This window comes from Bacteroides sp. L008, from assembly GCF_040812255.1.
Taxonomy (GTDB): domain Bacteria; phylum Bacteroidota; class Bacteroidia; order Bacteroidales; family Bacteroidaceae; genus Bacteroides; species Bacteroides vicugnae.
In genome coordinates, this window is sequence record NZ_JBFNXO010000002.1 from 541352 (window position 1) to 567519 (window position 26168).

Genomic DNA, 26168 nt, shown 5'->3' on the forward strand with positions numbered 1-26168 from the left:
ATTATTTAATCTTTTCCCGAATCTTCGTCAGATACTTTTTCATACCTTCCGCATCCTTGTTTTCGATGATTTCGAGAAGGTTTTTCAACTCTGTCCGGATATTAGTCACTTGTCCCGGAGTGCGTGGGTTGAACAGAATTTCCTGAAGCAGGTAATCATCTTCGCTTAGCAGCCCTTTGGCGATTGCCATGTGCTTTTTGAACGTAGTTCCCGGGGCTTCCTGATGTTTCATTACGGCAGCAAATACGAAAGTCGATACGAACGGAATAGAAAGCGAGTAGGCTACTGTTTCGTCGTGCTCATCGAATGTATATTCGAAGATGTTCAAACGCAATGTCTGATAGAGGTCTTTGAAGAATATTTTTCCCAGGTGGTCGCCTTCACTGATGATGATGGCATTTTCGCTGCTTAGATTGCTAAGACTTGCGAAAGTCGGGCCAAACATAGGGTGACTGGAAACGTAGCGGAAACCACTCTCTTCGTAGAACTTCTTTAGTCCGGTTTTTACAGAGGCAATGTCACTAATGATGCAGTCTTTCGGTAGTACAGGCAGTATTTTGCGAAAGGCATCCAACGTGTACTTTACTGTAGCGGCATTAATAACCAATTCCGGCTCAAATTCCTTAATTTCCTCCAATGTGGTGAAACGATACGTGTTATAGACGAAACGCAACTGGTGCGGGTTGACGTCGAACACGGCCGTCTCGTGTTGAAAGCTCAAAATATCAGTAAAGAAGGAGCCCATTTTACCGGCTCCAAGGATTAATATTCTCATAATGTTTATTATTTAGTGAGAGTGTGTCAAAACGCAGATTAACACAAATTATTGCAGAAATAATTTTATAAGTCGTTGATTAATATATCAATATAATTGAAATAATCTGCGATAATTTGCGTTAATCTGCGTTTTATTATTCATTATGACACACCTTCACTCTAACTACTTATTAATAATTTCCATCTGTTGACGAACTGATTCTTCGTGGATGGCTTCGAAAATCTTCTTCATAAACTCGCTGTCCATACCGCATTGTTCGCCCTGCGCGCCACGTTTTTCCAGAATCTCATTGTAACGTCCGGCTTGAAGAACTGTGATTCCGTGCTCTTTTTTGTAAGTACCGATTTCACGTGCCACACGCATTCTTTTTGCTAATTCCTGAATGATATTGTCGTCACATTCGTCAATCTGTTTACGGAGCTGTGCCAGACTTTCGGTAGATTGTGTTTCCGTACGGATTACCAACAGATTGAGGATATAGTCGAGTACGTCCGGAGTAACCTGTTGAGAAGCATCGCTCCATGCGCAATCCGGGTTGCAGTGGCTTTCTATAATCAGACCGTCGAAATTCAAGTCCATAGCCTGTTGGCAAAGCGGTGCAACTAACTCACGTTTTCCACCGATATGGCTCGGATCACAGAAAATCGGAAGATTAGGGATGCGACGGCGCAGTTCGATAGGAATATGCCATTGGGGAAGATTCCGGTAGAGCTTTTTGTCATAACTGCTGAAACCGCGATGGATAGCACCCAGACGCTTCAATCCTGCGTTATTGATGCGTTCCAGCGCTCCGATCCACAATTCGAGATCCGGATTCACCGGGTTCTTGACTAACACAGGGATATCAACACCTTTCAGTGCGTCAGCGATTTCCTGTACGGCGAAAGGATTGGCAGTGGTGCGTGCACCTACCCAAAGAATATCGATTCCCGCTTTCAGACATTCGTAAACGTGTTTGGCTGTTGCTACCTCCGTAGAAACATACATTCCAGTTTCTTTCTTCACCTCTTTCAACCAGGCAAGACCTTCTACACCGATACCTTCGAAACCTCCCGGTTTGGTACGCGGCTTCCAGATTCCGGCACGATATATTTTCTGTCCTTTAGCAGCCAGTTGTTTGGCTGTATCCATTACTTGTTCTTCCGTTTCTGCGCTACATGGGCCGGCAATGACAATTGGTCTTTTAGCCTCAATGCCCGGTAATAAAATTGATTCGAGTTCCATATTCTTATTTGTTTTTTATTCTTTTAATAACTTGTTTTTATTGAACTTATTCTGTCTCATCTTGCTATCGTCCTCTCTTTGGAAGAGGTTAGATTCTTTTAATTCTTTCCAGTGCTTCCGCCAGCTTATTGTCCTTGCAACAAAGTGAGATACGAATATACCTTGCTCCGTTACTGCCGAAGATAAATCCCGGAGTGATAAACACTCTTGCTTCATGCAGCACCTTTTCTGTCAGTTCCTCTACATCCTTGCAGGAAGCAGGAATCTTCCCCCAGAGGAACATGCCTACTTGTTTCTCATCGTAGGTGCATCCCAATGCTTTCATGATCTCACCGGCAAGATGACGACGGTTGCGGTAATTCTTATTATTACCTTCATACCAGTCTGTTTCAGCCTCAAGGGCGGTAGCTGCAGCCAGTTGCATGGCACGGAACATACCGCTGTCGATATTGCTTTTCACTTTCAATATCCATTGTACGAATTCAGCATTCGATGCCAGCATACCAATACGCCAGCCCGGCATATTGTGGCTCTTACTCATAGAATTGAACTCGATGCAACAGTCTTTGGCTCCTGGTACACTTAGGATACTGATAGGTTTTTCGTTCAGAATGAAGCTGTATGGATTATCATTCACAATTACGATATTCTTGCGACGGGCAAAATCAACGAGACGTTCATAGATTTCCGGAGTTGCATTGGCTCCCGTCGGCATGTTGGGATAATTGGTCCACATCAGTTTTACGCGACTAAGATCCATTTTTTCCAGTGCCTCGAAGTCAGGCATCCAGCCATCCTCTTCTTTCAGGTCGTAGTTGATAACTTCCGCTCCGAGTATTTTACTCAAAGATGTATAGGTCGGGTATCCCGGATTCGGGACTAGCACCTGCTCACCCGGATTGACGAATGCCAGCGTAACATGGAGAATTCCTTCTTTCGAGCCGATCAAAGGCTGTATCTCCGTATTCGGATTCAGTTCCACTCCATACCAGCGTTGATACCAGGCAGCGAAGCCTTTGCGTAGTTCGGGGATACCTACATACGGTTGATAACCGTGTCCGTTGGGATCATGAGCATTGTTGCACAATGTTTCGATGGTTTCCCTTGAGGGAGGCATATCAGGACTTCCGATACCGAGGCTGATAACATCCTTTCCCTCTGCATTCATCTGTGCTACCTCTTTTAGCTTCTTTGAGAAGTAGTATTCGCTAACACTTGCCAATCTGTCGGCAGGAGCGATTTTATACGTTTGACTTTCCTTCTGCATATTCGCCTAATAATTTAAGTTCTTTGGTTAATGGAGTGATTGCAGCAATAGACTGCTTGTATCTTAGATAATCGTTGAAAGCTACATCTACGTAAAACTGGTATTCCCATTCCCGTCCGATGATAGGCAACGATTGAATTTTGGTCAGATTGATATTATAGAACGATAGAATGGATAAAACCTGTGACAGGCTGCCTTCCGTGTGTGGAAGAGTGAATACGATACTTGCCTTGTTGGTTGCATTGGCATGATGTTGGCGGAGTTCGTCTACTTGCCAGGGATCGGCAACAACCAAAAAACGGGTGAAGTTGTGCTTGTTCGTTTCAATACCTTCCTGAAGGACTTTCATGCCGTAACGCTCGGCTGCTGCTTTGGAGCAGATGGCAGCGTGTCCTTTCAGATTTTCATTCTTGATGATTTCTGCGCTGCGGGCCGTATCTTCACCTTCCACCACTTTCAACTGCGGATGTTGATTCAGAAATTCGCGACACTGCATCAGGGCGATAGGGTGGGAGTTGACTTCTGTCAGATCTTCCCAGTTCTCATCGGGGAGACAGACAAAGCTGTGCGAGATGCGCAGTTTGTATTCACCGATAATCTGTGTGCCGCTTTGTCTCAACAATTCATTGTTGTGCAACAAACTTCCCGCAATCGTATTCTCGATGGCTAGCATTCCGATAACCTGGCTGTCTTTCCGTATCGAAGTAAACACGTCTTCGAAGTTGGCACAACAGATTAACTCTATTTCTTCTCCCTCGAAGTACTTGTGTGCGGCGATATCATGATATGAGCCGAGTGTTCCTTGAATTGCTATCTTTTTCATTGTTCTAAATATATTATATAAAAAAATCCCGCGTCCATATTGGAGCGGGATTCATATGATTGATTTCTCTATTCAGTCCTTAAGCATCACTGTCACTTGATACATACAAACTCCCGCTCTACTTTGTTGCTAAAGTAAAAGTAAAAAAAGAAGTAATATGCATAAGTAAATGATTTCATTCGAATCTTTATTTTTTTGCTTTGGTTTTTAATTCTGGGGCAAAAGTAATAATTTTCTGTTAGATGCAAACAAAAAACGATACTTTTTTTGTTTTCTTGCTTAAAATACATGAAAAGGATACTTAAAAGATGCCGGGAAGTGCTTCAGGCTTTGGTCCCAGGTTCTTGAATTCTCCGTTCAGGTTAGCTTCATCCTTCGGATTCAGTTCCAGAGATTTCTTCATGTCCTCTACAGAACCGTCCTTATCACCATTCAGTAATTTAGCACGTCCACGTTCTTTGTAGGCTTCTGCAAAGTTCGGATTCAGCTCGATGGCTTCATCAAACAGGCCGATGGCTTCCGTCAGTTTTTTCTGGTTGATATAAAGTTGCCCTAAATAAAGGTATGCCTGTTCGTTGAACGGGTTTATTTCCGTCACCAGTTTGTAATCTTCTTCTGCCTCTTCGTCCTTGCCGTCTGCTTCTTTTACTTTTCCGCGCAGGAGCATGGCGGTCTCTTCTTCCGGATTTTGAGCGAGCACAGCATCTATATCCTCCATCATTTCTTTATACTGTTTCAGGTTCATCAAAGCTTCCGCGCGTAACAGGCGAGCTTCAATGAAATCATCTTTCAAAGTGATTGCTTTGGTGAGATGGGCAATAGTCATCAGGTCGTCATCCTGTCCCTTGCGGGCCTTCCCTAACAGATAATGAGCCACGGCATTTCCTTCTTCGATGGCAATCGCTTTATTGGCAGCTTCTTCCATTGCCTGATAATCTTCTTGGATGAAGCATACATTGGCCAGTGTCAGGAAAGTACTTGTGACATCAGGTTCCATAGCAGCCATCTTTTCCAATAATTCGCGGGCCTTTGCCGTTTCCCCCATCTGGATATAGAGTTGGCTAAGATAGCCCATTGTTTCAAACTCTTCCTTGATGGCAAGAGCTTCAATAAAACATTTTACTGCATAATCCGGACGTCCCATGCGTTGCGCACGTAAACCGTCGTATTTGAAGATCTCGAAATTTTTCTGATCGTTTTTCTGTTTTTCACTTTCCGGAGTTTCCGACTTACCGGAGAAGAAAGATTTAAAAAAGTTCGGCATGGTGTGTTATTTTTGAGTTACCTTGCAAAGGTAGTAACTTATTTTGAAATATGTATCATTCCATCCTGCATCTTCCATTCGCCTTCCTCCAATAAATATTGGATGACTTCGCTGATGCTCTCTTTCTCCGCTTCTATCTTATCGGCTATTTCTACCGGTGTCAGCGGTTTCTGGGTAAGTAATTCTGATATTTTCTTTTTCAGTTCCTCGAAATCGAAAGAATTCTCGGTCAGGGCACCAGTTGCACGGTGACTAAGACAAACATCGCATTGTCCGCAGTTGTGCTCGTTCTTCTCTCCGAAGTAACGGAGCAGCATCCGGCTCCGGCACACATTCTCCGAAGTGACATACTCTTCCATCGCTTTGATGCGGGCTTCATACCGGGCTTTGCGTTCTTCGTAGACGGAAGGAGGAATATGCACAAAACGAAGTTCCTGCCGTTCGCGGGTGTATATAATATAAGGTGTCTTTTTGTGCGGAATGTAATCCACGATACGACGTTTGGTAAGCGTGACCAGTATATTGTAAATTTGTTCACGGGCCAGTCCGGTACGTATGGACAGGGTTGCTTCGCTGATATAGGCATAGTCGGTGAATACTCCGGTGTAAGAGCGGAGAATCGTCTGTATCAGTGCTTCGGCTTCCGTTCCCATTTCCCGCAATTTGTATAGTTCGTCCCGACGAATCGTGAAAAGAATACGGGAGGCATTATCCTGTTCGTCCGTATATTCCAGATAACCGGCTTGAGTCAGTATTTTCAGCGCACTGTCCACCGGAACCGGGAAGTATTTGAACTTCCGGCAAAACTCTTCCAGATTAAATTCGCGGACACATTGGAAACCGTCGCCCATTGCCATCTGATAGTAATACTGCAGATGTTCGTAGACACTGAGAATATACTCTTTGTCGGGAAAAGTATCCACAACGCGCCTGTGCAGCGTCGTTCTGTCCGTTTTGGTGTATAAGATCACAGCATACGCTTTTTCACCGTCTCTTCCTGCACGACCGGCCTCCTGGAAGTAAGCTTCGAGAGAGTCGGGGAGATCGAGATGCAATACGATGCGCACGTCGGGTTTATCAATTCCCATTCCAAAGGCGTTTGTCGCTACCATTACACGAACTTCTCCGCTTTGCCAGCGTTTTTGCCGGAGGTCTTTTACGGCATTATCCAGTCCGGCGTGATAGAAGTCGGCGGTAATATCTTCGTTTACCAGTAACTCGGTGATTTCTTTGGTGCGTCGTCTGTTGCGGACATAGATAATGGCACTGCCGGGTATCTTTCGTAAGATATGCAACAGCTCTTGAGTTTTGTTATCCGTTTGCCGGACGATATATGCCAGGTTTTTCCGTTCGAAACTCATGCGGAAAACATTCTCTTCACGGAACTCCAAACGGGCTTGAATATCCTTCACTACTTCCGGAGTGGCGGTGGCTGTAAGTGCCAGTACCGGAATTCCCGGTAGCAATGTCCGTATTTCGGCAATTTTCAGGTAAGCAGGGCGGAAGTCATATCCCCATTGTGAGATACAGTGACTTTCGTCGACCGTAATCATGGAGACTTTCATTGATCGCAGTTTGGCACGGAATATGTCCGTGTCCAGACGTTCCGGAGAAATATAGAGGAATTTATAATTACCGAAGATGCAATTTTCAAGAGCAGTGAGAATCTCCTGCCGTGTCATGCCTGAATAGACGGCAAGCGCCTTGATGCCGCGTTTACGCAGGTTTTGCACCTGATCTTTCATCAGGGCGATGAGAGGAGTAATGACAATGCAAATCCCTTCCTGGGCGAGAGCAGGCACTTGAAAAGTGATGGACTTACCGCCTCCGGTCGGCATAAGTCCCAGTGTATCTTTGCCTTCGCCGATACTGGTGATGATCTCCTCCTGCAAGTCGCGGAAGGAGTCATATCCCCAATATTGTTTTAATATCTCCTGATACTTATTCAATCGGCTTTATATCCTCGATTTGAAGTTGTACTTCACCACGCTTGTGCGTGTTTTCTTCAATGGTGTAACAGATGTCGAACGAGCGTTTCGTTTTGATATAACGTACGTGTGAGCTCTGTCCGAACGCGATACCGTTCATTACATTATTCGATTTATTATCGACCAGTTCGAGTTTGATATGTTCCTGATCGCGTCCCACCACTTTACTTGTTCCGTAATCATAAACATGGTGAGTGCAGAAAATAGGTTTCGTGTTATCAGGACCGAAAGGATTAAACTTTTTTAGGTCGTTGAAGAATTTTGACGAAATATCCCTGAAATCAATTTCAGCATCAATTTCGATCACAGCACTGGTTTGTTCCGGCAAGATATGCTGTGAAACGTATTCTTCGAACCGTTTGGTAAAGGCATTCACGTTTTCCACTTTCATCGACAGTCCGGCGGCGTATGTATGTCCCCCGAAGTTTTCCAGCAGGTCGCGGCAATGCTCGATTGCTTTATATACATCGAAGCCGGAAACTGAACGTGCGGAACCTGTTGCCATATCATCCGTCCGGGTCAGTACCACGGCAGGGCGGTAGTACACTTCTGTCAGACGGGAAGCTACGATGCCGATCACGCCTTTGTGCCATTCTTCGTTGTAGAGCACGATGGAGCGGCGATCCGCTAATCCTTCCAGATTGGCAACGATGTTGTTTGCCTCTTCCGTCATACTCTTGTCGAGGTCTTTCCGGGTTTCGTTGTACTGGTTGATTTGTCCGGCTTTCTCAAGTGCTACCGAGAAATCTTTTTCCGTCAGCAGGTCTACGGCTTCTTTTCCGTTTTGAATACGTCCTGATGCATTGATGCGCGGTCCGATTTTAAACACAATATCGCTGACGGTGATTTCCTTTTCAGAAAGTCCGCATACGTCGATAATAGCCTTCATACCAATGCTCGGGTTACTGTTCAGTTGCTTCAGACCGTGGTAGGCGAGGATACGGTTTTCACCCATAATCGGAACGATGTCCGATGCAATACTCACAGCTACAATATCCAGCAAAGGAATCAGGTGGTGGAACTCGATACCGTTACTGATAGCGAATGCCTGCATAAACTTGAAACCGACTCCACAACCGGAAAGGTGAGTGTACGGATACGTATTGTCCAGGCGTTTGGCATTCAGAATAGCTACGGCAGGCGGAAGCACATCATCCGGTACATGATGATCGCAGATGATGAAATCAATCCCTTTCTCTTTGGCATAAGTGATTTCTTCTACTGCTTTAATTCCACAATCGAGTACAATAATCAGTCCTACACCGGTTTCTGCGGCATAGTCCACTCCTTTTTTAGAAATGCCATACCCTTCATTGTATCGGTCGGGTATGTAATAATCAAGGTTCGAATAGAACTGTTGAATAAACTTGTAGACCAATGCTACGGCAGTAGTACCGTCTACGTCATAATCTCCATAAATTAGAATACGTTCTTTCTTTCCCATCGCCCTGTTCAGACGTTCCACTGCAATATCCATATCCTTCATCAGGAACGGATCATGCAGGTCGGGCAATTGCGGGCGGAAAAACTTCTTGGCATCTGCTGCCTTCGTAATTCCCCGCTGCACCAAAAGTTGTCCAAGTATCGGGCTAATCCCTAGTTCCTGGGCCAATGTCTGGCTTGTCTCTGCCTGTTCGGGTGTAATGGGTCGATAATTCCATTTGTGATTCATTTTATATATTGTTTTTTCTTTTTCTGTTCTCAAGGGTTGAAAAGGCACTTCTTTCCAACAAGGGGTAAAAGTACGAAAAAAAGCGGAAGTGTATAGTAGATAAGACGAAAATATTTCAAGACTGGCTTTTGGAAGATAACTTCTTTTAGCTATCTTTGCTTCGTTAACAAAAGTCTAAACAGGTGAGAAATACGCTAAAATGAGAAGACAAAACGGTGCCATAAGCTCTAATATGACATTTGATGATATCTATATTGAGTATTATCAACGTTGTTTCTTGTTTGCTAAATCCTATCTTCACGATGAGATGCAGTCGAAAGATATAGCCTCTGAGGCAATGATAACTTTATGGAGTACGATGAAGACTGAAGAGGTGAAAAATATCCGTGCTTTTTTGATGACTGTGGTAAAGAATCAGGCCTTAAACTACCTGCGAAATGAGCATCTGCGGATGGAGGCCAGGGAAAACATCCTGGATGATGAACTTTACGAACTTGATTTCCGTATCTCTTCTCTCGACTCTTCCGATCCTAACCAACTTTTCTCTGAAGAAATAATCGATATTGTTAATCGTACTTTAAATGAATTGCCGGAAAAAACAAGAAGGGCATTTATGATGAGTCGATATGAGAATAAATCGATGAAAGAAATCGCTGAATCATTAAATGTGACAGTGAAAGGGGTAGACTATCATATTGGCAAAGCGTTGCAAGCTTTAAGGAAGAACCTCAAAGATTACCTTTATACTCTACTTTTTTTCTAATAGAATACCTTACCGATAAAGTTCTCCTTCGGCATTGATGCATATCCTCCTTGGCATCGATGAACAAATGAAGGACCTCAAAGCACTTTTTTTATTTTTCTCCTAGTGAAGTTTGCAAGTGGCGTGTCTTATATATGTAAGCTCTCAAAAAGCTTATGTCTTAACCCCAAAGAAAAAGTATGGACACGAAACTGTTGAATAAATATCTTGCAGGAGATGCTCTTCCCGAAGAAAAGAGAGAAGTAGTACGCTGGATGAAAGAAAGTGAAGAACACCGTGAGCAACTGATGCAAATGCGTCATATCTATGATGCTACTATCTGGAATGGCAATTTGCAGGAAGAAAAGGTGGGAAATAAAAAACTTGTGATGCGTTATCTTTGGACATCAATGAAGATTGCGGCGGTTGTTGCCATGATTGCTTTTATTATTCATAAGGAATATCAGGAGTACCGTCTTGAACGCTCTACTGAAATGCAGATGATGACAGTTCCTGCAGGGCAGAGGGCCAGCTTGATTCTGGCTGACGGAACAATTATCTGGTTGAATTCCAACTCTACTTTAAAATATCCGGCTACCGGATTTCATGCCAAAGAAAGGAAAGTGATTTTGGAAGGAGAGGGGTATTTTGAAGTGGCTCATAACGAAAAACATCCTTTTATTGTTGAGACGGAGAAATATGATATTCGAGTATTGGGAACTACTTTCAATGTCTCGGCATATCCTAACTCCGGTTTATTTGAAGCTTCTTTGATAGAAGGTAAAGTCACCGTATACCATCCTGAAACGCAAAACGAAATAATCTTGAACCCACATGAAAAGGTGGAAGTTAGAGATGGGAAACTTTATAAAGAGACCTTTACTTCGGATCATGATTTCTTGTGGAGGATGGGTATTTATTCTTTTAAAGATGAACCGTTGGAAACTGTCTTTAAGAAATTAGAGCAATATTATGAAGTGAAGATCATTAATAAAAACATAGAAATAACTTCTCATCCGTGTACCGGTAAGTTCCGCCAGAAAGAAGGAATCGAACATGTGATGAGAGTATTGCAGAAATACATTAAATTTAATTATATACAGGACGACGAAAAGAATCAGATCATAATCTATTAACCCTAGTATTTAATCTAAAAAAACACTGAAAATGAGAGCAAGAGAACCTGCCCGTTTAAAACAGAAATATCGGTAAGTGTTGCAGCACTTACCGATATGTGAGAAGTCAATAAAAAAGACTCATCATCTGTTACAAATCTTTATGTATTAACTTAATAACTCTAGGCAAAGATATGAAAAATAATCTTTGGTGTGGACGTATTGTCCATAGAAAAACACACTGTACTCAAATTTTAAGAATTATGAGGTTAACTGTCTTTTTCCTGTTATTCATTGTTTTTGAGACATATTCTTTGAATATCCATTCTCAAAATCAAAAAGTAACGATGAATAAAGGAACCGCAACACTATCTGACATTATCAGACAGATTGAAAAACAAACAGACTATTTGTTTATTTACAATGAGCATGAGGTGAATTTGAACAAGCAAATAGCAGTATCTACTCGGGAAACCACGGTTGCCGAAATTCTTAATAGAGTTTTGCAAGGAACAGGCTTCTCGTATACGATGGAGGGCAACCATATTATTCTGGTGAAAAATATGGAAAAAATGAGAAACGTAACTTCCGGCCGGAGGATAACAGGAACAGTAAAAGATGATTCGGGGGAGGCTGTTGTTGGTTGTAATGTAGCTGTTAAAGGTGAGAAAATAGGAGCCATCACTGATATGGACGGAAGATATACAATTGAGGTTCCGGGCAATAGTATATTGGTTTTCTCGTTTTTAGGCTATAAGAGCATTGAATATCCTGTCAAGGATAATTCGGTCATCAATATAACAATGCAAGAAGACTCCAGGTCTTTGGACGAAGTGGTGGTCGTAGGTTATGGAACACAGAAGAAAGTGAATTTGACAGGTGCTGTATCTGTGGTAGAGGGGGATCAATTGGCAGGGCGCTCTGCTTCGACTATGTCACAATTACTGCAGGGAGCGGTTCCCAATATGACTGTCTCCTTTTCTTCAGGTCGTGCGGGAGATGGAGGTTCGTTTAATATCAGAGGTGTAAACTCCATTAGTGGTTCTGCCAAACCGTTGGTCCTTATTGATGGAGTGGAGGGAGATGTGAATCGTGTCAATCCGAATGATGTCGCCTCTATTTCGGTCTTAAAAGATGCGTCGTCTGCAGCAATTTATGGAGCACGTGCCGCCTATGGAGTTATTCTGGTAACTACAAAGACGGGAGAAAAAGGCAAAGTCACTCTTAATTATAACGGACGATATAGCTTTAGTGATGTGACTACGTCGACAGATTATGAAACCCGAGGATATTATGCGGCCGGTATTAGCGATATGTTCTTCTCTACTTGGCAGGGGACGCCATTGCTCACGTATACGGAAAAAGATTATTATGAGATGTGGACCAGGAGAAATGATAAGACGGAACAACCCGAACGGCCTTGGGTAGTAACTGAAAACGGACAGTATAAATACTATGGGAATTTTGATTGGTACAATTATCTATATGACCATAAACGTCCGACGCATGAACATAATGTAAGCATTTCCGGTGGAAGTGAACATCTGAAGTTCAGGCTTTCCGGAGGATACTATAATCAGAAAGGAGTTTTTAAAATACAACCGGATAAGTATGAACGCTATAATTTCAAATCAAGGCTGGAAGCAAAAGTGACTCCTTGGTTATCCGTCAGTAATAATACATCTTATTTCAAATCGAACTACTCCTATCCGGGACTTGGTGGAGTGAATACTATATTTAAGAATGCAAGTTATCGTGCCTTGCCTATATTAGTGCCTGTACATCCTGATGGTACACTGGTGTATGAAACTAATATAATGAACTATACTTTGGCGGGTACCACCGTTGCATTATCCAATAAGAAACATAATAATAAAGATGAGATAGACGAGTTTATGACTACCTTTGAAGTGGTTATCAACCCGGTAAAACATGTTGAAATCATAGGGAACTATACATATTCGAAATATGACAAGAAGTGTACCAATAGAAGTGTGGATGTGCAATACTCTAAGGTACCGGGTGTTACACTTACCATGCCTGAAAGTACAAGTGGAGGAAATAAGCTGACAGTCCTGAATACAAAGCATTTGTATTATGCGTATAATGCTTACGGAACTTATGGTAATTTGTTTGCCGGTTCTCATAATGTGAAATTGACAGGAGGTATTAACTATGAGACAAAATCTTATGAAGACCTGACAGTGAGTAAAGATGGACTGTTGTCTGATGAGTTGAATGATTTTAATTTAGCTAAGGGAGAAAATACGGTAGTCACCGGAGGAAAGAATAAATACGCCTTGTTCGGTGTCTTTTATAGGGCCAATTATGACTATAAAGGGAGATATTTGTTTGAGGCAAGCGGAAGATATGATGGCAGTTCCCGGTTTAAAAAAGGACACCGGTACGGCTTCTTTCCATCGTTCTCTGCGGGATGGCGCATTAGTGAAGAGCCTTTCTACGGAGCACTGAGAAATACAGTAGATAACTTGAAGTTACGACTGTCCTATGGAACTTTAGGCAATCAGCAAGTTGGATATTATGATTATCTGCAGCAAATAGAAACAGGGAAAGTGCTTAATTATTCGTTTGGTGATAAAGAAAAAGCCTCGTATGCCTATGAAACGGCTCCCAATGCTTCGGACTTGACATGGGAAACCGTGGTAACTAAGAATATTGGTCTCGATATCGGTATATTCAATAATAGATTGAATGTTTCGGCAGATGCTTATATAAGGGATACAAAAGACATGTTAATGCCCGGCAAAGCATTACCGTCTGTTTATGGTGCAAAATCTCCTAATATGAATGCTGCTGACCTAAAAACCAAAGGTTGGGAATTGGTCGTTGCGTGGAATGACCGTTTTAATGTGATGGATAAACCTTTTAATTATGGCATTTCGTTCGGAATCGGGGATAATATCTCCAAGATTACGAAATATGACAATCCTAATAAGGAAATCAGCTCTCCTTATGTTGGACAGAGGCTGGGAGATATATGGGGATATATGGTTGATGGCTATTTTGCAACAGATGAAGAGGCTGCTAATTATGGTGTAGACCAGAGTATTGTAAACTATATCATCAATAATGCCGTCGTCGATAGAGGACTACATGCCGGAGATATGAAATATATTGACCTCGATGGTAACAATAAGATTGAGCAAACTGTCAGTGCTAATGATATTAAGGACCAGCGGATAATAGGTAACTCTCTTCCACGCTATACATATAGTATCAGACTTAATGCTGAATGGAATGGATTTGATTTTTCCGTGTTTTTTCAAGGAGTGGGGAAACAGGACTGGTATCCGTCCAGTGATGCGTATGCCTTTTGGGGACCATATAGTGCACCTGCACCAAGCTTTATTCCGAAAGATTTCCTGGCAGACATTTGGAGTGTAGACAATCCTAATGCCTATTTCCCACGTCCCAGAGGATATATTGCATGGAATGACGGCCGTTCTTTATCATCAGTTAATAACCGGTATTTGCAAAGTCTCGCTTATTGCCGACTGAAGAACCTGACTGTTGGATATACATTGCCAGCGAAATGGTTGTCAAAGATAAATGTACAGAAAGCTCGTCTTTATTTTAGTGGTGAAAACCTACTCACATTGGATAGATTAGATACGGATTACATTGATCCGGAAGCGGCAGCGGCCGGAACGAGTTGGAAAACGGGTAGAACCAGTGCACTCGCTTATCCGTTCTCAAAAACCTATTCTTTTGGCATTGATATTACATTTTGATAATAACTAATATATGTATATATGAAAACTAAGTTTTGTATCATATCTATGTGGTTGTTTGCCATTCTTTTTATATCGTGTGATAAATTAGATCTTTATCCTGAAGACAGTCTGTCTCCAACCACCTATTTCAAGAATGAAAACGAACTCCAACTATATAGTAATCAGTTTTACTATAATATACTACCTACGGCGGCAGATATTTATAAAGATAATGCAGATGTGTTGATTGTCTCTCCGTTGGACGATGAGGTGACAGGGCAACGTATCATTCCATCAACAGGTGGAGGATGGAGTTGGGAGGCATTGAGAAGTCTCAATTTCTTGTTAGAGAATTCTCATAATTGTGAAGATCAAGATGTACGTAATAAGTACGATGCAATCACCCGTTTTTTCAGGGCTTATTTTTACTTTAAAAAAGTACAGCGATTTGGAGATGTCCCTTGGTATGACAAAGTGTTGGACTCGTCTGATGCAGAACAGTTGTATAAACCCCGAGATTCCAGAGAGTTTGTAATGCAGAGAATCATCGAAGATTTGGATTTTGCTATTACTACTTTATCCAAAGATAAAGAACTTTACAAAGTTAGTAAATGGGCTGCGTTGGCATTGAAGTCAAGAGTTTGTCTGTTCGAGGGGACTTTCCGCAAATATCATGGAATAGGAGATTATGAGAAATATCTGGATGCATGTATCAGTGCATCTGATGATTTCATGAGAAATAGCGGATATAGTTTGTATAAGTCGGGTGTAACCCCTTATCAGTCTCTTTTTTCTTCCTTGAATGCTATTCAACAGGAAATTATATTGGCCAGAGATTATAATGGAACTCTGAACATACGTCATGATGTTCAGGGTTTTGAAAATACAGCTTCAAAAGGCAGACCCGGTTTGTCAAAAACAGTCGTTAATATGTATCTGAACAAGAACGGTTCCCGTTTTACCGATATGCAAGGGTATGCCACTAAAGTATTCTTTGATGAATGTCAGAACAGAGATCCTCGTCTGGCACAGACCATCCGTACCCCGGGATACATACGACCGGGTACTACCAAACAAGTAGGTCCTAACTTTGCCTCTGCGATGACGGGCTACCATCTGATAAAGTATTCAGGTGATCCCAAATATGACGTGGGAGATACATCTGAAAATGACTTTCCTATTTTCAGGACAGCCGAAGTCTACTTAAATTATGTGGAAGCTAAAGCAGAAAGAGGAACTCTGGAACAGAATGATATTGACAGGACAATCAAATTGATTAGAGAAAGGGTGGGGATGCCTAATTTGAATATGAGTGACGCCAATGCCACTCCCGATTCATATCTTTTGAATGTTTATCCTCATGTTTCTGATGTCAATAAAGGGGTGATATTAGAAATCCGTCGCGAGCGGGTGATTGAATTGCTAATGGAGGGTTTCCGTTATTATGACTTGATGCGTTGGAAAGAGGGAAGTTGTATGGATAATGACTTTCTGGGTATGTATTTCCCTGGTCCGGGCAATTATGACCTGAATCACGATGGAACGATTGATGTCTGCCTATATAAAGGAGCCAAACCTACTGGAGTTAATGCACTCGAATTCTTGGAGATCGGTGTTACTGTAGAATTGACAGAGGGAGAGTCCGGCAATATTATATGTTATAAAGACGTTCCCCGGCAATGGAATGAAGCACGTGACTACTTGTATCCGATTCCTCGGCAGGACCGTATACTCACCAATGGAGCACTGACTCAAAATCCGGGATGGAATGATGGTTTAAACTTTTAATTTAATTGATTATGAAAAGATATAGAATAATAATAGTGTTGATTTCCACGCTTTTTATAGTTACTATCGGGTGTTCCAGTCAACTGGATAATGAGGATTTTAGTGACATGATAGGGAAAGGTCAGAACTATACTCCACCTCCTGTTGTCGTAGAAGGTCCAACACTAAAAGATAAAGAAGGTTGGAAAATAGATTCTATTGATGGGAAAAACTTTATATGGTATACTTATCAGAATGGGGCTTTTAATGCCCAGCAACAAGTGAATGTACTTGAACTCGATCTTTCGAATCCCGACTATGAATTGGAATTTGTAGCTTTGCCTCAATCTGATTCTTTGTCAAGTGTTGCTTTAAAACGCGATGCGGTGGGAGGAGTTAATGGTACGTATGAACTGGATGCCTCTTTCATCAAAACGAATGGCTCGATAATGTCAGCAATAACCTTACCCGAAGGTCATTTAAGATATTGGAAGCATGAAGGAGCGATCACTTATGATGGATATAAAGTAGCTATCGGATATGGAACAAAAGAGTCGTATGCATATAACTCGGCACCTAACATCTTTTCCGGGGCACCGGTCTTGATTGAAGATTACAAACCGGTAGGAGAGACATTCATCGGTGATGTATCTGGCATCAATCTGAATACATTGGATGGAGAAGATTATCGGAGGCATCAAGGAGTACGTCACCCCCGTACTGCTGTAGCCCTGACCGAACAGAACAAGCTACTATTGATAACCGTGGATGGGCGTGCCGATTTAGCTGCCGGGATGACAGCAAAAGAACTTACCGGTTTTATTAATCGGTATTTTGAGCCTCAAGATGCATTGAATATTGATGGAGGAGGTTCCACAACGATGTATGTGAAGAATAGTAATCTTTCGACAACCGATGTGGTTAATTACCCATGCGACAATGGAAAGTACGATCATTATGGGCAGCGCAGTGTGCGGACCTTTATCCTGATCAAGAAAAAAACGAATGACCAATTATTTGATTCGGGGGATGGATCGATGGAGAATCCGTATATTATAAAGACGGCAAGACACATCCAGAATATGCATAAAGTTACTTATTCTAAAGGGACGGTTTATTTCAGGATGGAAGCGGATGTGAATATGGCAGCCGTTGAGTGGCAGCCATTAAATGCAACTTCTCCTTATGACCGAATCATTGATTTTGATGGTAATGGACACGTAATCAGAGAGCTGAAATCGAAAGGCAATTATGCCAGCTTGTTTGGAGTTCTCTGTGGTGTTTGTAAAGACTTGGGGATTGTAGATGCAGATATTGTAGCAGAAAATGGCGGTGGAATATTGGCTGGATATATAGGATCTAAAATACCTACTTCAGCAGAGTTTACTGGAAGCGTTGAGAATTGTTATACGACAGGAAAGGTGTCGGGAGCAGATGCGATAGGTGGCATTTCCGGTAATATTGGTAAACCGAGTGGAGCTACATATTCTTCTATAAAGAATTGTTATTCTACAGCTTCTGTTACAGCAAAGAATGAAACCGGGAATTCACGTGCCGGAGGTATAGTTGGTATTGTTTGGGCTGGTGGCATTTTAGAAAATTGTTATGCAGCTGGTGATATAATTTCCATGAACGCAGGGGCAGCAGGTATCGGAGCTTACTTTGATACTGCACCTAAAGGATGCGTTGCTTTAAATAAATTAGTGGAAAACAAGAAAAATGGTGTAAATTTGGGGCGCATTGCGGCTTTCATGGGAGCTGCTAATATGAATGTAGAAAATTGCTGGGCAATAGAAGGCATGGAGATTTTGAGTGCAGGAGTTCCCAAAACAGATTTCTCTAGTGGGATTGTGGGAGTTCAAAAGCCCCATGATGGAGAGACTAAGTCGAAAGAATTCTTATCAAATATGCAGAACTACCTTGATGCAGGATGGGGAAATTCATGGTATTACAAGGTAAATGCGAAAGGATATCCTATTCTATTATGGCAATATAATCGGGAAGATTATAATACGGACATCACTGGTCATTAAGACTAATATATATTATACTTAACATCTTGATTCGTTAGTTTATGAAGAGAAACTTGTTAATCGTCGTTATCCTGGCTGTATGCTCCATTGGAATAGTAAAAGGGCAGACAGCAGCGGATTCATTGGCTATTGTATCTGCTTGTTGGAAGATATACAATCCTCAAAAAGGAATTGTATATAAGTATGCTTCTATCCCTCAATTATATCAAGGTCCCCAATCTATCAGCCTGATAGAAATTGATCCTCTTGTAGGTTTGAAAGTCGGTGTTGCCGTTTCGGATAAAATGAAAGAAACAAGTAAGATTGCTTCTGAACATAACGCCATTGCAGCCATTAATGGCTCCTATTTTGACATGAAACGGGGAAACTCGGTCTGTTTCCTGAAGACGGATCGCCAAGTTGTTGATACAACGCTGCAGAGTGAGTTTAAACAGCGTGTCACAGGAGCCATTAGTGTGCGCAAAGGGGGAATGAAATTAATTCCTTGGAACAAACAGATAGAAAAGAATTATAAAGGCAAAGCAGGTACCATACTCGCTTCCGGTCCGTTAATGTTGAAAGACGGACAGGTTTGTGATTGGAACTCGTGTGAACCGAATTTTATCCGGACGAAGCACCCTCGTAGTGCTGTTGCTACTACTAAGGATGGAAAAATACTGTTGATAACGGTAGACGGGCGTTTTCCTGAACAGGCAGGAGGAGTGAATATCCCGGAATTGGCACATCTGATTCGTGTTTTAGGGGGTGAGGATGCATTAAATTTGGATGGAGGTGGATCTACTACTCTTTGGTTGTCCGGTGCATCGGATAATGGAGTCGTTAATTATCCTTGTGACAATGGGCGGTTTGACCATGCCGGAGAACGGAAAGTTCCTAATATTCTTTATATAACGCATCAATAACGTTTCCATTATTCATCATTGTATTTAAGGTCTTTCAGTGCATAGATTAAGACTTTTCAGTGCAGAAACTAGTGACTTTTTGTGCAGTCGGGTAGTCGTCCCGTTGTAACGGGACAATGGGCACTTTATAAAAAGACAAATGTCACCTTATAGGGTGACATTTATCATTCTATAAGGTGACTAGCTATCTCCAAAAGGATGAAAATTACTAAAGATACAAAATTAATTAGTGAAAAGCAATAGTAGGGTAGGAAATTTATCTGTATTGCAAACAGATTTAATTCATTTCCATACCCTTCTGAAGTAATAAGGTCATTAGTCTTTTATCTTGCGCAACTTCGCCTTTTTGATAAAGAACTTGGCAAGCTCTCTTCCTGCTTTGGCATACGTTTCCTGGACGCGATATCCGGAAGTAAAATCAGTACCCCAAAAGTTGTTGGCAGAAGCGTTACGAATTTTGATGGAGGCTACTTGTTCGCCGGTTTCAATCTTCTTCACCTTGCAACTTAGATCGACAGATGCATTTTGGCGCATGACACCCACGTTCCAACCCGGTTCGGTGAAATCGGTATTGATTTCAATCCGGTATTGAGCACCTTCTGAACCTGCAGTGATGCCTACCTCACTCATGTATTTATCAAAAAGCTCCAGAAACTTTGGTTCAAACCGTTCTTTACGGTCACCATACCAGGCGGCTTTCCATTGGTCTCCTTTGCCCTCTTCTTTAGCGTTGTATTCAGAACTCTTTTTTTCTACATATTCGTTTTCTGTCAGTTTGCCTACCAGCATTTCATCGTAAGAAAAAGTAAATTGTATCACTTGCTGGTCCTTGATGAAGTCAATAGTACCGGAAGTCATGACAATACTTTGTGCAAATGAGAATGTAGTAATGCAACTTAATAGTAGAAGTGTTGTGATGGTCTTTTTCATCTTTGAATTTGATTAATCGTTTGTTTGTCTGTTGTAAACAACGGGGTTAGAATTCAAATCCGAATCTAGCTCCTACTCCATGTAACTCCCATGTATCATTCCAACTGTTATGATAATAATGCCCTCCATAGCTGTAACTATAATCTGTTGTGGCGTCATAATCTTGGAAGTTATACATCAACGCTAAATTCAAGGCCTTTTTCCCTTTTAAAGAAAAACGCACTCCTACTCCTATCGAAGCATACGCTCCTTCTATGTCTCCTACAGAATATCCGGCTTTTACGTCGGCGAACGGAGTCACTTTTTTGTTGATGAAGTTAGCTCTGAAGTTAGCATAGATGGGGGCTGCATAAAGATCTGCATCGGTATAGTAGTTGAAAGCAACGCCACCACCTACAAAGAAATAATTGTTGAATTGATAACCATGTGTGGTTGATAATTCAATTTTAGAGGCATTGTAGTCGCTCACATCGCCAATATATGCAAAGTCTACGAAACCCTTATAGCCTTTTAATGTATTTCTTGCGGCTTTGCGGTCGTTGGTATCCTTACGATAATCTCTTGTGTACCACTCTTCTTTTGTGATTTTAGTCACATCACTCATCTGGCAGATGATGAGGCTGCCATCACCTGTTTTGATTTTTAAAGAGACATTGGGCACTTGTTCAATGATTACTCCTTTAATAATGCTGCCATTCTTTAAATACACTACTTCTGTGTAATTCTGTGCTGCGACATACGTACTGATACTTAATAATAAGGTCAGTACTAATAGTAGTTTTCTCATACTTGTATTTTTATTGTTTATAGTTTCTTGAGTGCGCTATAGATAGAGCCTGCCCAATAGTTGCGCAATCCGAAACCACGTGCCTTGCCGTCGGTGATCCATTCTTCAATGATCTCCTTTGTTTCGGTATTGAAGAATACGACTTCATACGTACCTCTATTGTTTGATTTGTCCAGGAACTGTGCGATAAACACCATACCTACTCCGGGTGTTTTCTGGATAGGCAATGCGTTGATGGCTGCTTTGATTTGCTCTTTACTAAGAGTATATTCTCTTTTAGCGGTCATTAGCTCGGCCAGGTCGATGTTTTCGTTCACCTGATTAACGGCATCCAGTGGGATCTCTGTCACTTCTTTTTTCAATTGTTTTCCTACGTTATACTTCTTAGCTTCTGTGATGAACAGCTCATTGATGCGTCTGAAAGCATCTTTGAATTGTACCGGTGATTCATCTGCACCGAAAATCTTCACTTGGGAGTAGTCTACCCCATAGAACTTAATAGACTGAATGTCTTTCAATGCACTCTTGCCTTGTCCGAAACAGAACAGACTCGTGCTCAAGAATAAGAATAGAATAAGTTTTTTCATATACGTTAATGTTAAAGTGATATAGTTGGTTACTAACTTCCAAAAGTAGAAAATAATTATCGTAAATCAATGAATTTTATCGTTTTTCGACTCATTGGAGGCATTTGTATCTTGGCAATGTACTCTGCCGATTCAAAATTGATGCTTGGCGCCACTCTGACTTTCGAACGGAACAGATCTTTAATCTCTTTGGCAAAGGCTTCGCTACGGTTCTCGCTTCCGATACGAATCAGAATCTCATCCGTTCCCAATTCATTGGTATAAACTTCAATGATATAGTTTTTTACCGAAGGTATATTATCCAGAATGTCGAATAATGCAGGCGGATATAACGTCGTTCCTTTGTATTTAATCATTTGTCCTTTCCGGCCGAGGATGGAGCTTAAACGAATGGTGTTTCTCCCACAACCACAGGGCTCGGTGTGGTGGTAGCAAATATCGCCTGTTTTGAAACGGAGCAACGGCATACCTTTGACTCCGAGCGTCGTGATCGTTACTTCCCCTGCTTCTCCCTCTTCCACAGGACGATTATTATCATCCAGAAACTCTACAATGATAAGTTCCGGTTGCAAATGTCCTCCGTGGAATTCATTACACTCGGTAAAGGACGACTGCATTTCGGTGGAGGCATAAGTGGAATACAACTGCAAGGCAGGCCATTTATCGTGTATCTTCTGTCCGAGCGTATTCAACTGGAATTCCTGATTGCGCAATGCTTCTCCGATACAGATGCACTTCTGCATGGAACAGGTATTATGGTCGATATGATTCTTCTCGGCAAACTCTATCAGTTTGATAAGGAAAGAGGGGACCACCATTCCACAAGTCGGATGTATCCGTCGAATCGTGTCCCATTGCAGTTCCGGGATGCCGTTGCCTACACGGATCACTCCCATACCCAGTTCGCGGGCTCCCATATAATAAGCCAAGCCTGCCATGAAACGGCGGTCGATGGTAGTCATCAATTGAAGAATATCCTGCTTGGTGCATCCGGTGGTGGTGAAAGATAGGTATTCGTTGTAAGAGAGACGGTCCAGGTCTTCAGAGGTGAGAACGAAAGTGACCGGATCTCCCAATGTGCCCGAAGTCGTCACATAGTCGATAATTTCCTCTTTGTCTACGCAGATGAAATCATCGTTATGGAGTTGCAAGTCCGTCTTGGTAGTGACGGGAATCTGTTGCAAGTCTTCAATCGTCTTTATTTGATTGATATCAATGTGATGTTCGGCAAACATCTGTTGATAGAACTTGGAATGTGCTTGCAGGTAGGCTAACGCTTTGGCTAACTGTTCTTCCTGATAGCTTTTGATATCTTCCGGTGAGCGGAACTGAATTTCAGGATTCTTTTCCATCTTTGGATTGTTTTTGAATTTTTTGCTGGATACGTTCTTTCTCTTGCAACTTGGGAATAGGTCTCTTCAATGCCTGTTGCCAGTATGCAATAGCTTGGTGAGGTTGTTGCATGGCCTCGTAGTAATCTCCTATTACTTCATATACATAGTATAAGGAAGGATTGGAGGCTTGGTATGTTTTTAAAACAGATTCCTCTATCTTTTCCTTTTTTCTGATTTTCTTCAATAAAAGCGGAGTCAGTTTCTTATAAGTGAGAAGATGCTGGAACTCCGGTGTGTCGATGAATTTATCTGCCGGAATAGTTAATTCCGGGATGAATATTTCTTGTTTCAGCAGGATGTAGTCTTTGAATACCTTGTTCAAGTCGTAAGCTACATACTTTCCACATTGCCAAGGAGAGGTGGAAACCCACATCAACCGCTTTTCCGGTTGGAAGATAACGGAGTGATGGGCTATAAACTGGTTGACAGCCATTTCGTTGGCCAGTCCCAAATCGATATCTTGCAGACCTTTGCGATTGCGCAGGATAGAGGCGGCTGCCTTGGTGTCCAGAGGCTGATTCTCGTTGATGAGTTCCTCCAATCGGGCAAAACGATAAGGGCTGTCGGAAGTACGGATATTCTCGAGATTCCGTTCGTCCTCGCTGAATGCTTCCGATTGATAGTGATTGGTGCAGATGAGGCGGTCGGGCTCTTTACCGGTGAAAAGTACGGTCTTCTCGGGCGATTTCTCGATAATGGCGGCTTTTCCGTCTTTGGCAGAACCTATCAATATAGATTCGGAGACGAATGTTTTCCGCTTTTCGGCGATGGCAAAGGCTTCTTCAATCGTTGATGCGTATTGCAGGATTTCTCTGGTCAGGATGGAAATAGGGGTGGCGGAGCCTGTGGGGACAGCGGATTTTGCTGCATTAATCGTGACGGTGAGCCCTGCTTCATTCATACCGGACAGTACACCTATCATGCCGGGCCATCCGACGGAAGCAAACTTATAGCCCTTCTCCGGTGCATAGAAAGCAACTTGCTTGTTTTCTGCAAAAGCATCTCCTACGTAGAAATCAAAATTACGTCCGATGAGCAGGGATGAATCTGCACTTTGTGTTCCCCAAACAGCGAATGAACTGCATCCCACTAACATATAATCTTGCATGGCATGTCCCAGATCATGTGCCGAATGATAATTTAATTGGCGTTCGTAAGGAGTGCCGATAAAATCGTATTCATGGGTACACGATTGCGATATTCCATAAATCTCTTCTCGATATTCTTCAGGGACATTCGCACCCAGATTACGGTTGAATAGTACAATGAAGAACCGCAGAAATTTCAGATAACTGTCCGAAGGAATAATTTCGCGAATCTGGTCGATAAATACTTTCTCCTGATGATGGAGTAGATCGGCAGACAGTTTGCCGATGGCATCCCCCCTTTCAAGAGCATCCCCTCTAACGAACAATTCCCACAGTCCGCTTTTGCTGTGACGCAGGAAGTTGTCAGCATAAAACCGGAGGTCAAGAGTGTCGTTGTAGATAACCTCTGCCGGAGCCATGATGATAGTGTCTGCATAAGGCATTTCCCTCAAGGGTATCATGGGCTCATGCTTGGGTTGCATCATATCCGCAGAAAAGTAGAGGTAGCTGATGCCGACTATCAATCCGATGATGAGTAACAAGAAAATGTAACCTGCGTACTTGATTGTTTTTTTGACTATTCTATGCATTTCCTACTTTTTTAGCCAGATATTCTTGTCCTACAAACTCCGCACAAGTCAGCATGGCAGTTAGTGTTACCCCTAATGCACCATGCACATTCAGGTTTTGCCCGGTGAGAAAGAGATTTCCCAAGCGGCTTCTTGTAGATACGAAGCCAATTTGCGGACATTTATAATCTTTGATAATCCCATACGCGGAACCATCCACTGTTCCTGTATAGTCCCGATAGCTTAATGGAGTAGTGGTATACATCTCTTCTATGTTTTCTGAAAGATCAATGCCATGTCCTCGGATGAAGCGGAGAATCTGTTCTGCTTTCTCCTTTTTGAAGGATTGGTAGCTTTCTCCCCGATGTTCGGGAGTCGTGTCCTTCCAGGCAGACAGTTCATCCATATACATCGGTGTCAGGATGGAAATGACACTGGCATATTGACTGTCCTCGGAAGACGCTTGCATGGAAATCATACAGTTGGTGGTCCGTCCCGGATAGAGCAGTTTGTCATACCACACTTTATTGTTCCCATGCAGATACAGGTTACGGTTCTGATAGGGAGTGCTTTTCTTCTTCATTACCAGATAGAGCGTAAAGATACCGTAGGTATTTTCCAACGAACGGATGCGGGAAATATAGGCATTCTTGATGCTACGGTTTTTATCCAGTATCTCCAATGTCCGTTGGGGATGCATATTGGAGATGACGAAGTCGCTTTCCAGTCGCTCTTCTCCATTGATGATAACCCCTTGTACCTTTTCGTTTTCAACGATGATGCGGGTGGCTTCACTGTTATTGAGCACGGTCCCTCCGTTTGCCCGGATTACATTGATTAGCTCCAGACTGACTTGCATACTTCCGTCTACAAAACGGTAGGCGCCTTCAATATAAGAGTGGTTAATCATGGCATGCTGGTAGAAAGTGGATACATCTTTCAAACCTCCGTAGAGTAAAGCTGAACCTGCCAGTACATTTCGTAAGGCGGGGTCCGGAGTGATATCCGCAATCAGATGGGCGGCAGAGGTACAAAAGTATTTCATACCCTCCAAAGCGAGTGTGCCTTGTTTCAGGTGGTCTACGCTAATCAGGTTTCCGACAGCCTGAAGCTGTTCGGCATAGCATTTCAAGTTTTCTTTCTCATGCGGGAAGGACCGGCAGATGGTTTCAATAAACTGCGGGTACCCCATTGCATAATCGTATGTTTTTCCTTTATAGTAGATCGTGTCAAAAGCAGCATCGTCCAAGCGTTTTATTTTCAGCTTGTCCATGATACCGAAATAGCGGAAATACTGGTTCATCACTTGACCCTCATCCAGGCTTCCTACATAATGAATACCCGTATCCAACAAATGCCCTTTTCGTTGGTAAGTCTGGAAGCATCCACCGAATTGCGCATTTTTTTCTACTATGCATACGTTGAATCCCTCTTTGCTAAGAATCGCTCCGCATTCCAGTCCGCCAAGGCCACTGCCGATAATGATGATATCATATTTGCTCAT

The 26168-nt window shown here is 42.3% G+C and carries 19 protein-coding genes; 6 read left to right on the forward strand and 13 right to left on the reverse strand.

Annotated elements, in window-relative coordinates; genetic code table 11:
• Window position 1: 1 nt before the first annotated feature.
• From AB3G73_RS21380 to recJ, 7 genes are all read right to left on the reverse strand, one after another.
• Window positions 2–775 carry a prephenate dehydrogenase/arogenate dehydrogenase family protein gene (locus AB3G73_RS21380; protein WP_055167702.1) on the reverse strand — a complete coding sequence of 258 codons (774 nt, stop codon included), beginning with the start codon at window positions 773–775 and terminating at the stop codon, window positions 2–4.
• A 165-nt stretch (window positions 776–940) separates the two neighbouring features.
• Window positions 941–2002 (reverse strand): bifunctional 3-deoxy-7-phosphoheptulonate synthase/chorismate mutase type II, encoded by a 1062-nt coding sequence (locus tag AB3G73_RS21385; RefSeq protein ID WP_074636687.1) that lies wholly within the window; start codon window positions 2000–2002, stop codon window positions 941–943.
• 88 nt (window positions 2003–2090) lie between these two features.
• Window positions 2091–3269 carry a pyridoxal phosphate-dependent aminotransferase gene (locus tag AB3G73_RS21390; RefSeq protein ID WP_055167701.1) on the reverse strand — a complete coding sequence of 393 codons (1179 nt, stop codon included), beginning with the start codon at window positions 3267–3269 and terminating at the stop codon, window positions 2091–2093.
• Entirely contained in the window at window positions 3244–4092 is an 849-nt protein-coding gene (locus AB3G73_RS21395; RefSeq protein ID WP_004297266.1) for a prephenate dehydratase, read from the reverse strand. Before AB3G73_RS21395 ends, AB3G73_RS21390 begins: the two co-directional genes overlap by 26 nt.
• 301 nt (window positions 4093–4393) lie before the next feature.
• Window positions 4394–5356: a lipopolysaccharide assembly protein LapB gene (locus tag AB3G73_RS21400; RefSeq protein ID WP_148366522.1), complete on the reverse strand. Its 963-nt coding sequence runs from the start codon at window positions 5354–5356 to the stop codon at window positions 4394–4396.
• 38 nt (window positions 5357–5394) lie between these two features.
• Window positions 5395–7305 carry an ATP-dependent DNA helicase RecQ gene (locus AB3G73_RS21405; protein WP_259022178.1) on the reverse strand — a complete coding sequence of 637 codons (1911 nt, stop codon included), beginning with the start codon at window positions 7303–7305 and terminating at the stop codon, window positions 5395–5397.
• Window positions 7298–9016, reverse strand: a complete 1719-nt coding sequence (gene recJ / locus AB3G73_RS21410; RefSeq protein WP_008650492.1) for a single-stranded-DNA-specific exonuclease RecJ — start codon at window positions 9014–9016, stop codon at window positions 7298–7300. The genes AB3G73_RS21405 and recJ overlap by 8 nt, the downstream gene beginning before the upstream one ends.
• 232 nt (window positions 9017–9248) lie before the next feature.
• Here recJ and AB3G73_RS21415 point away from each other — a divergent pair, with 232 nt between their 5' ends.
• The 6 genes from AB3G73_RS21415 to AB3G73_RS21440 all read left to right on the forward strand — a co-directional run bounded on the left by AB3G73_RS21415 (window position 9249) and on the right by AB3G73_RS21440 (window position 19309).
• Window positions 9249–9779, forward strand: coding sequence for an RNA polymerase sigma-70 factor (locus tag AB3G73_RS21415; protein WP_321019884.1), 531 nt, complete (start codon window positions 9249–9251; stop codon window positions 9777–9779).
• Between the two features lie 179 nt (window positions 9780–9958).
• Window positions 9959–10894 (forward strand): FecR family protein, encoded by a 936-nt coding sequence (locus AB3G73_RS21420; protein WP_367745577.1) that lies wholly within the window; start codon window positions 9959–9961, stop codon window positions 10892–10894.
• 173 nt (window positions 10895–11067) lie between these two features.
• Window positions 11068–14625 carry a TonB-dependent receptor gene (locus AB3G73_RS21425; RefSeq protein WP_322019455.1) on the forward strand — a complete coding sequence of 1186 codons (3558 nt, stop codon included), beginning with the start codon at window positions 11068–11070 and terminating at the stop codon, window positions 14623–14625.
• A 21-nt stretch (window positions 14626–14646) separates the two neighbouring features.
• Window positions 14647–16395 (forward strand): RagB/SusD family nutrient uptake outer membrane protein, encoded by a 1749-nt coding sequence (locus AB3G73_RS21430; RefSeq protein WP_122135530.1) that lies wholly within the window; start codon window positions 14647–14649, stop codon window positions 16393–16395.
• 11 nt (window positions 16396–16406) lie between these two features.
• Window positions 16407–18407 (forward strand): phosphodiester glycosidase family protein, encoded by a 2001-nt coding sequence (locus AB3G73_RS21435; RefSeq protein ID WP_321019872.1) that lies wholly within the window; start codon window positions 16407–16409, stop codon window positions 18405–18407.
• 41 nt (window positions 18408–18448) lie between these two features.
• Window positions 18449–19309 carry a phosphodiester glycosidase family protein gene (locus AB3G73_RS21440; RefSeq protein WP_367745580.1) on the forward strand — a complete coding sequence of 287 codons (861 nt, stop codon included), beginning with the start codon at window positions 18449–18451 and terminating at the stop codon, window positions 19307–19309.
• A gap of 315 nt (window positions 19310–19624) precedes the next feature.
• On the opposite strand, the gene AB3G73_RS21445 is transcribed toward AB3G73_RS21440, so the two are convergent.
• Genes AB3G73_RS21445 through AB3G73_RS21470 form a run of 6 tightly spaced genes read right to left on the reverse strand, consistent with a single transcriptional unit; the run spans window position 19625 to window position 26168 of the window.
• Window positions 19625–20239, reverse strand: a complete 615-nt coding sequence (locus tag AB3G73_RS21445) for a hypothetical protein (protein ID WP_055167696.1) — start codon at window positions 20237–20239, stop codon at window positions 19625–19627.
• Between the two features lie 46 nt (window positions 20240–20285).
• The gene (locus AB3G73_RS21450) at window positions 20286–21026 is read right to left on the reverse strand and encodes a hypothetical protein (RefSeq protein ID WP_367745581.1); all 741 of its coding nucleotides are present in this window, start codon (window positions 21024–21026) and stop codon (window positions 20286–20288) included.
• Window positions 21027–21043: 17 nt separating this feature from the next.
• A complete protein-coding gene (locus tag AB3G73_RS21455) occupies window positions 21044–21613 on the reverse strand; it encodes a hypothetical protein (protein ID WP_148366519.1) in 570 nt (189 codons plus the stop codon).
• Between the two features lie 56 nt (window positions 21614–21669).
• Window positions 21670–22965: a phenylacetate--CoA ligase family protein gene (locus tag AB3G73_RS21460; RefSeq protein ID WP_004324722.1), complete on the reverse strand. Its 1296-nt coding sequence runs from the start codon at window positions 22963–22965 to the stop codon at window positions 21670–21672.
• Window positions 22949–24685, reverse strand: a complete 1737-nt coding sequence (locus AB3G73_RS21465) for a C45 family peptidase (protein WP_259022179.1) — start codon at window positions 24683–24685, stop codon at window positions 22949–22951. Before AB3G73_RS21465 ends, AB3G73_RS21460 begins: the two co-directional genes overlap by 17 nt.
• Window positions 24678–26168: an NAD(P)/FAD-dependent oxidoreductase gene (locus AB3G73_RS21470; RefSeq protein WP_297284719.1), complete on the reverse strand. Its 1491-nt coding sequence runs from the start codon at window positions 26166–26168 to the stop codon at window positions 24678–24680. The genes AB3G73_RS21465 and AB3G73_RS21470 overlap by 8 nt, the downstream gene beginning before the upstream one ends.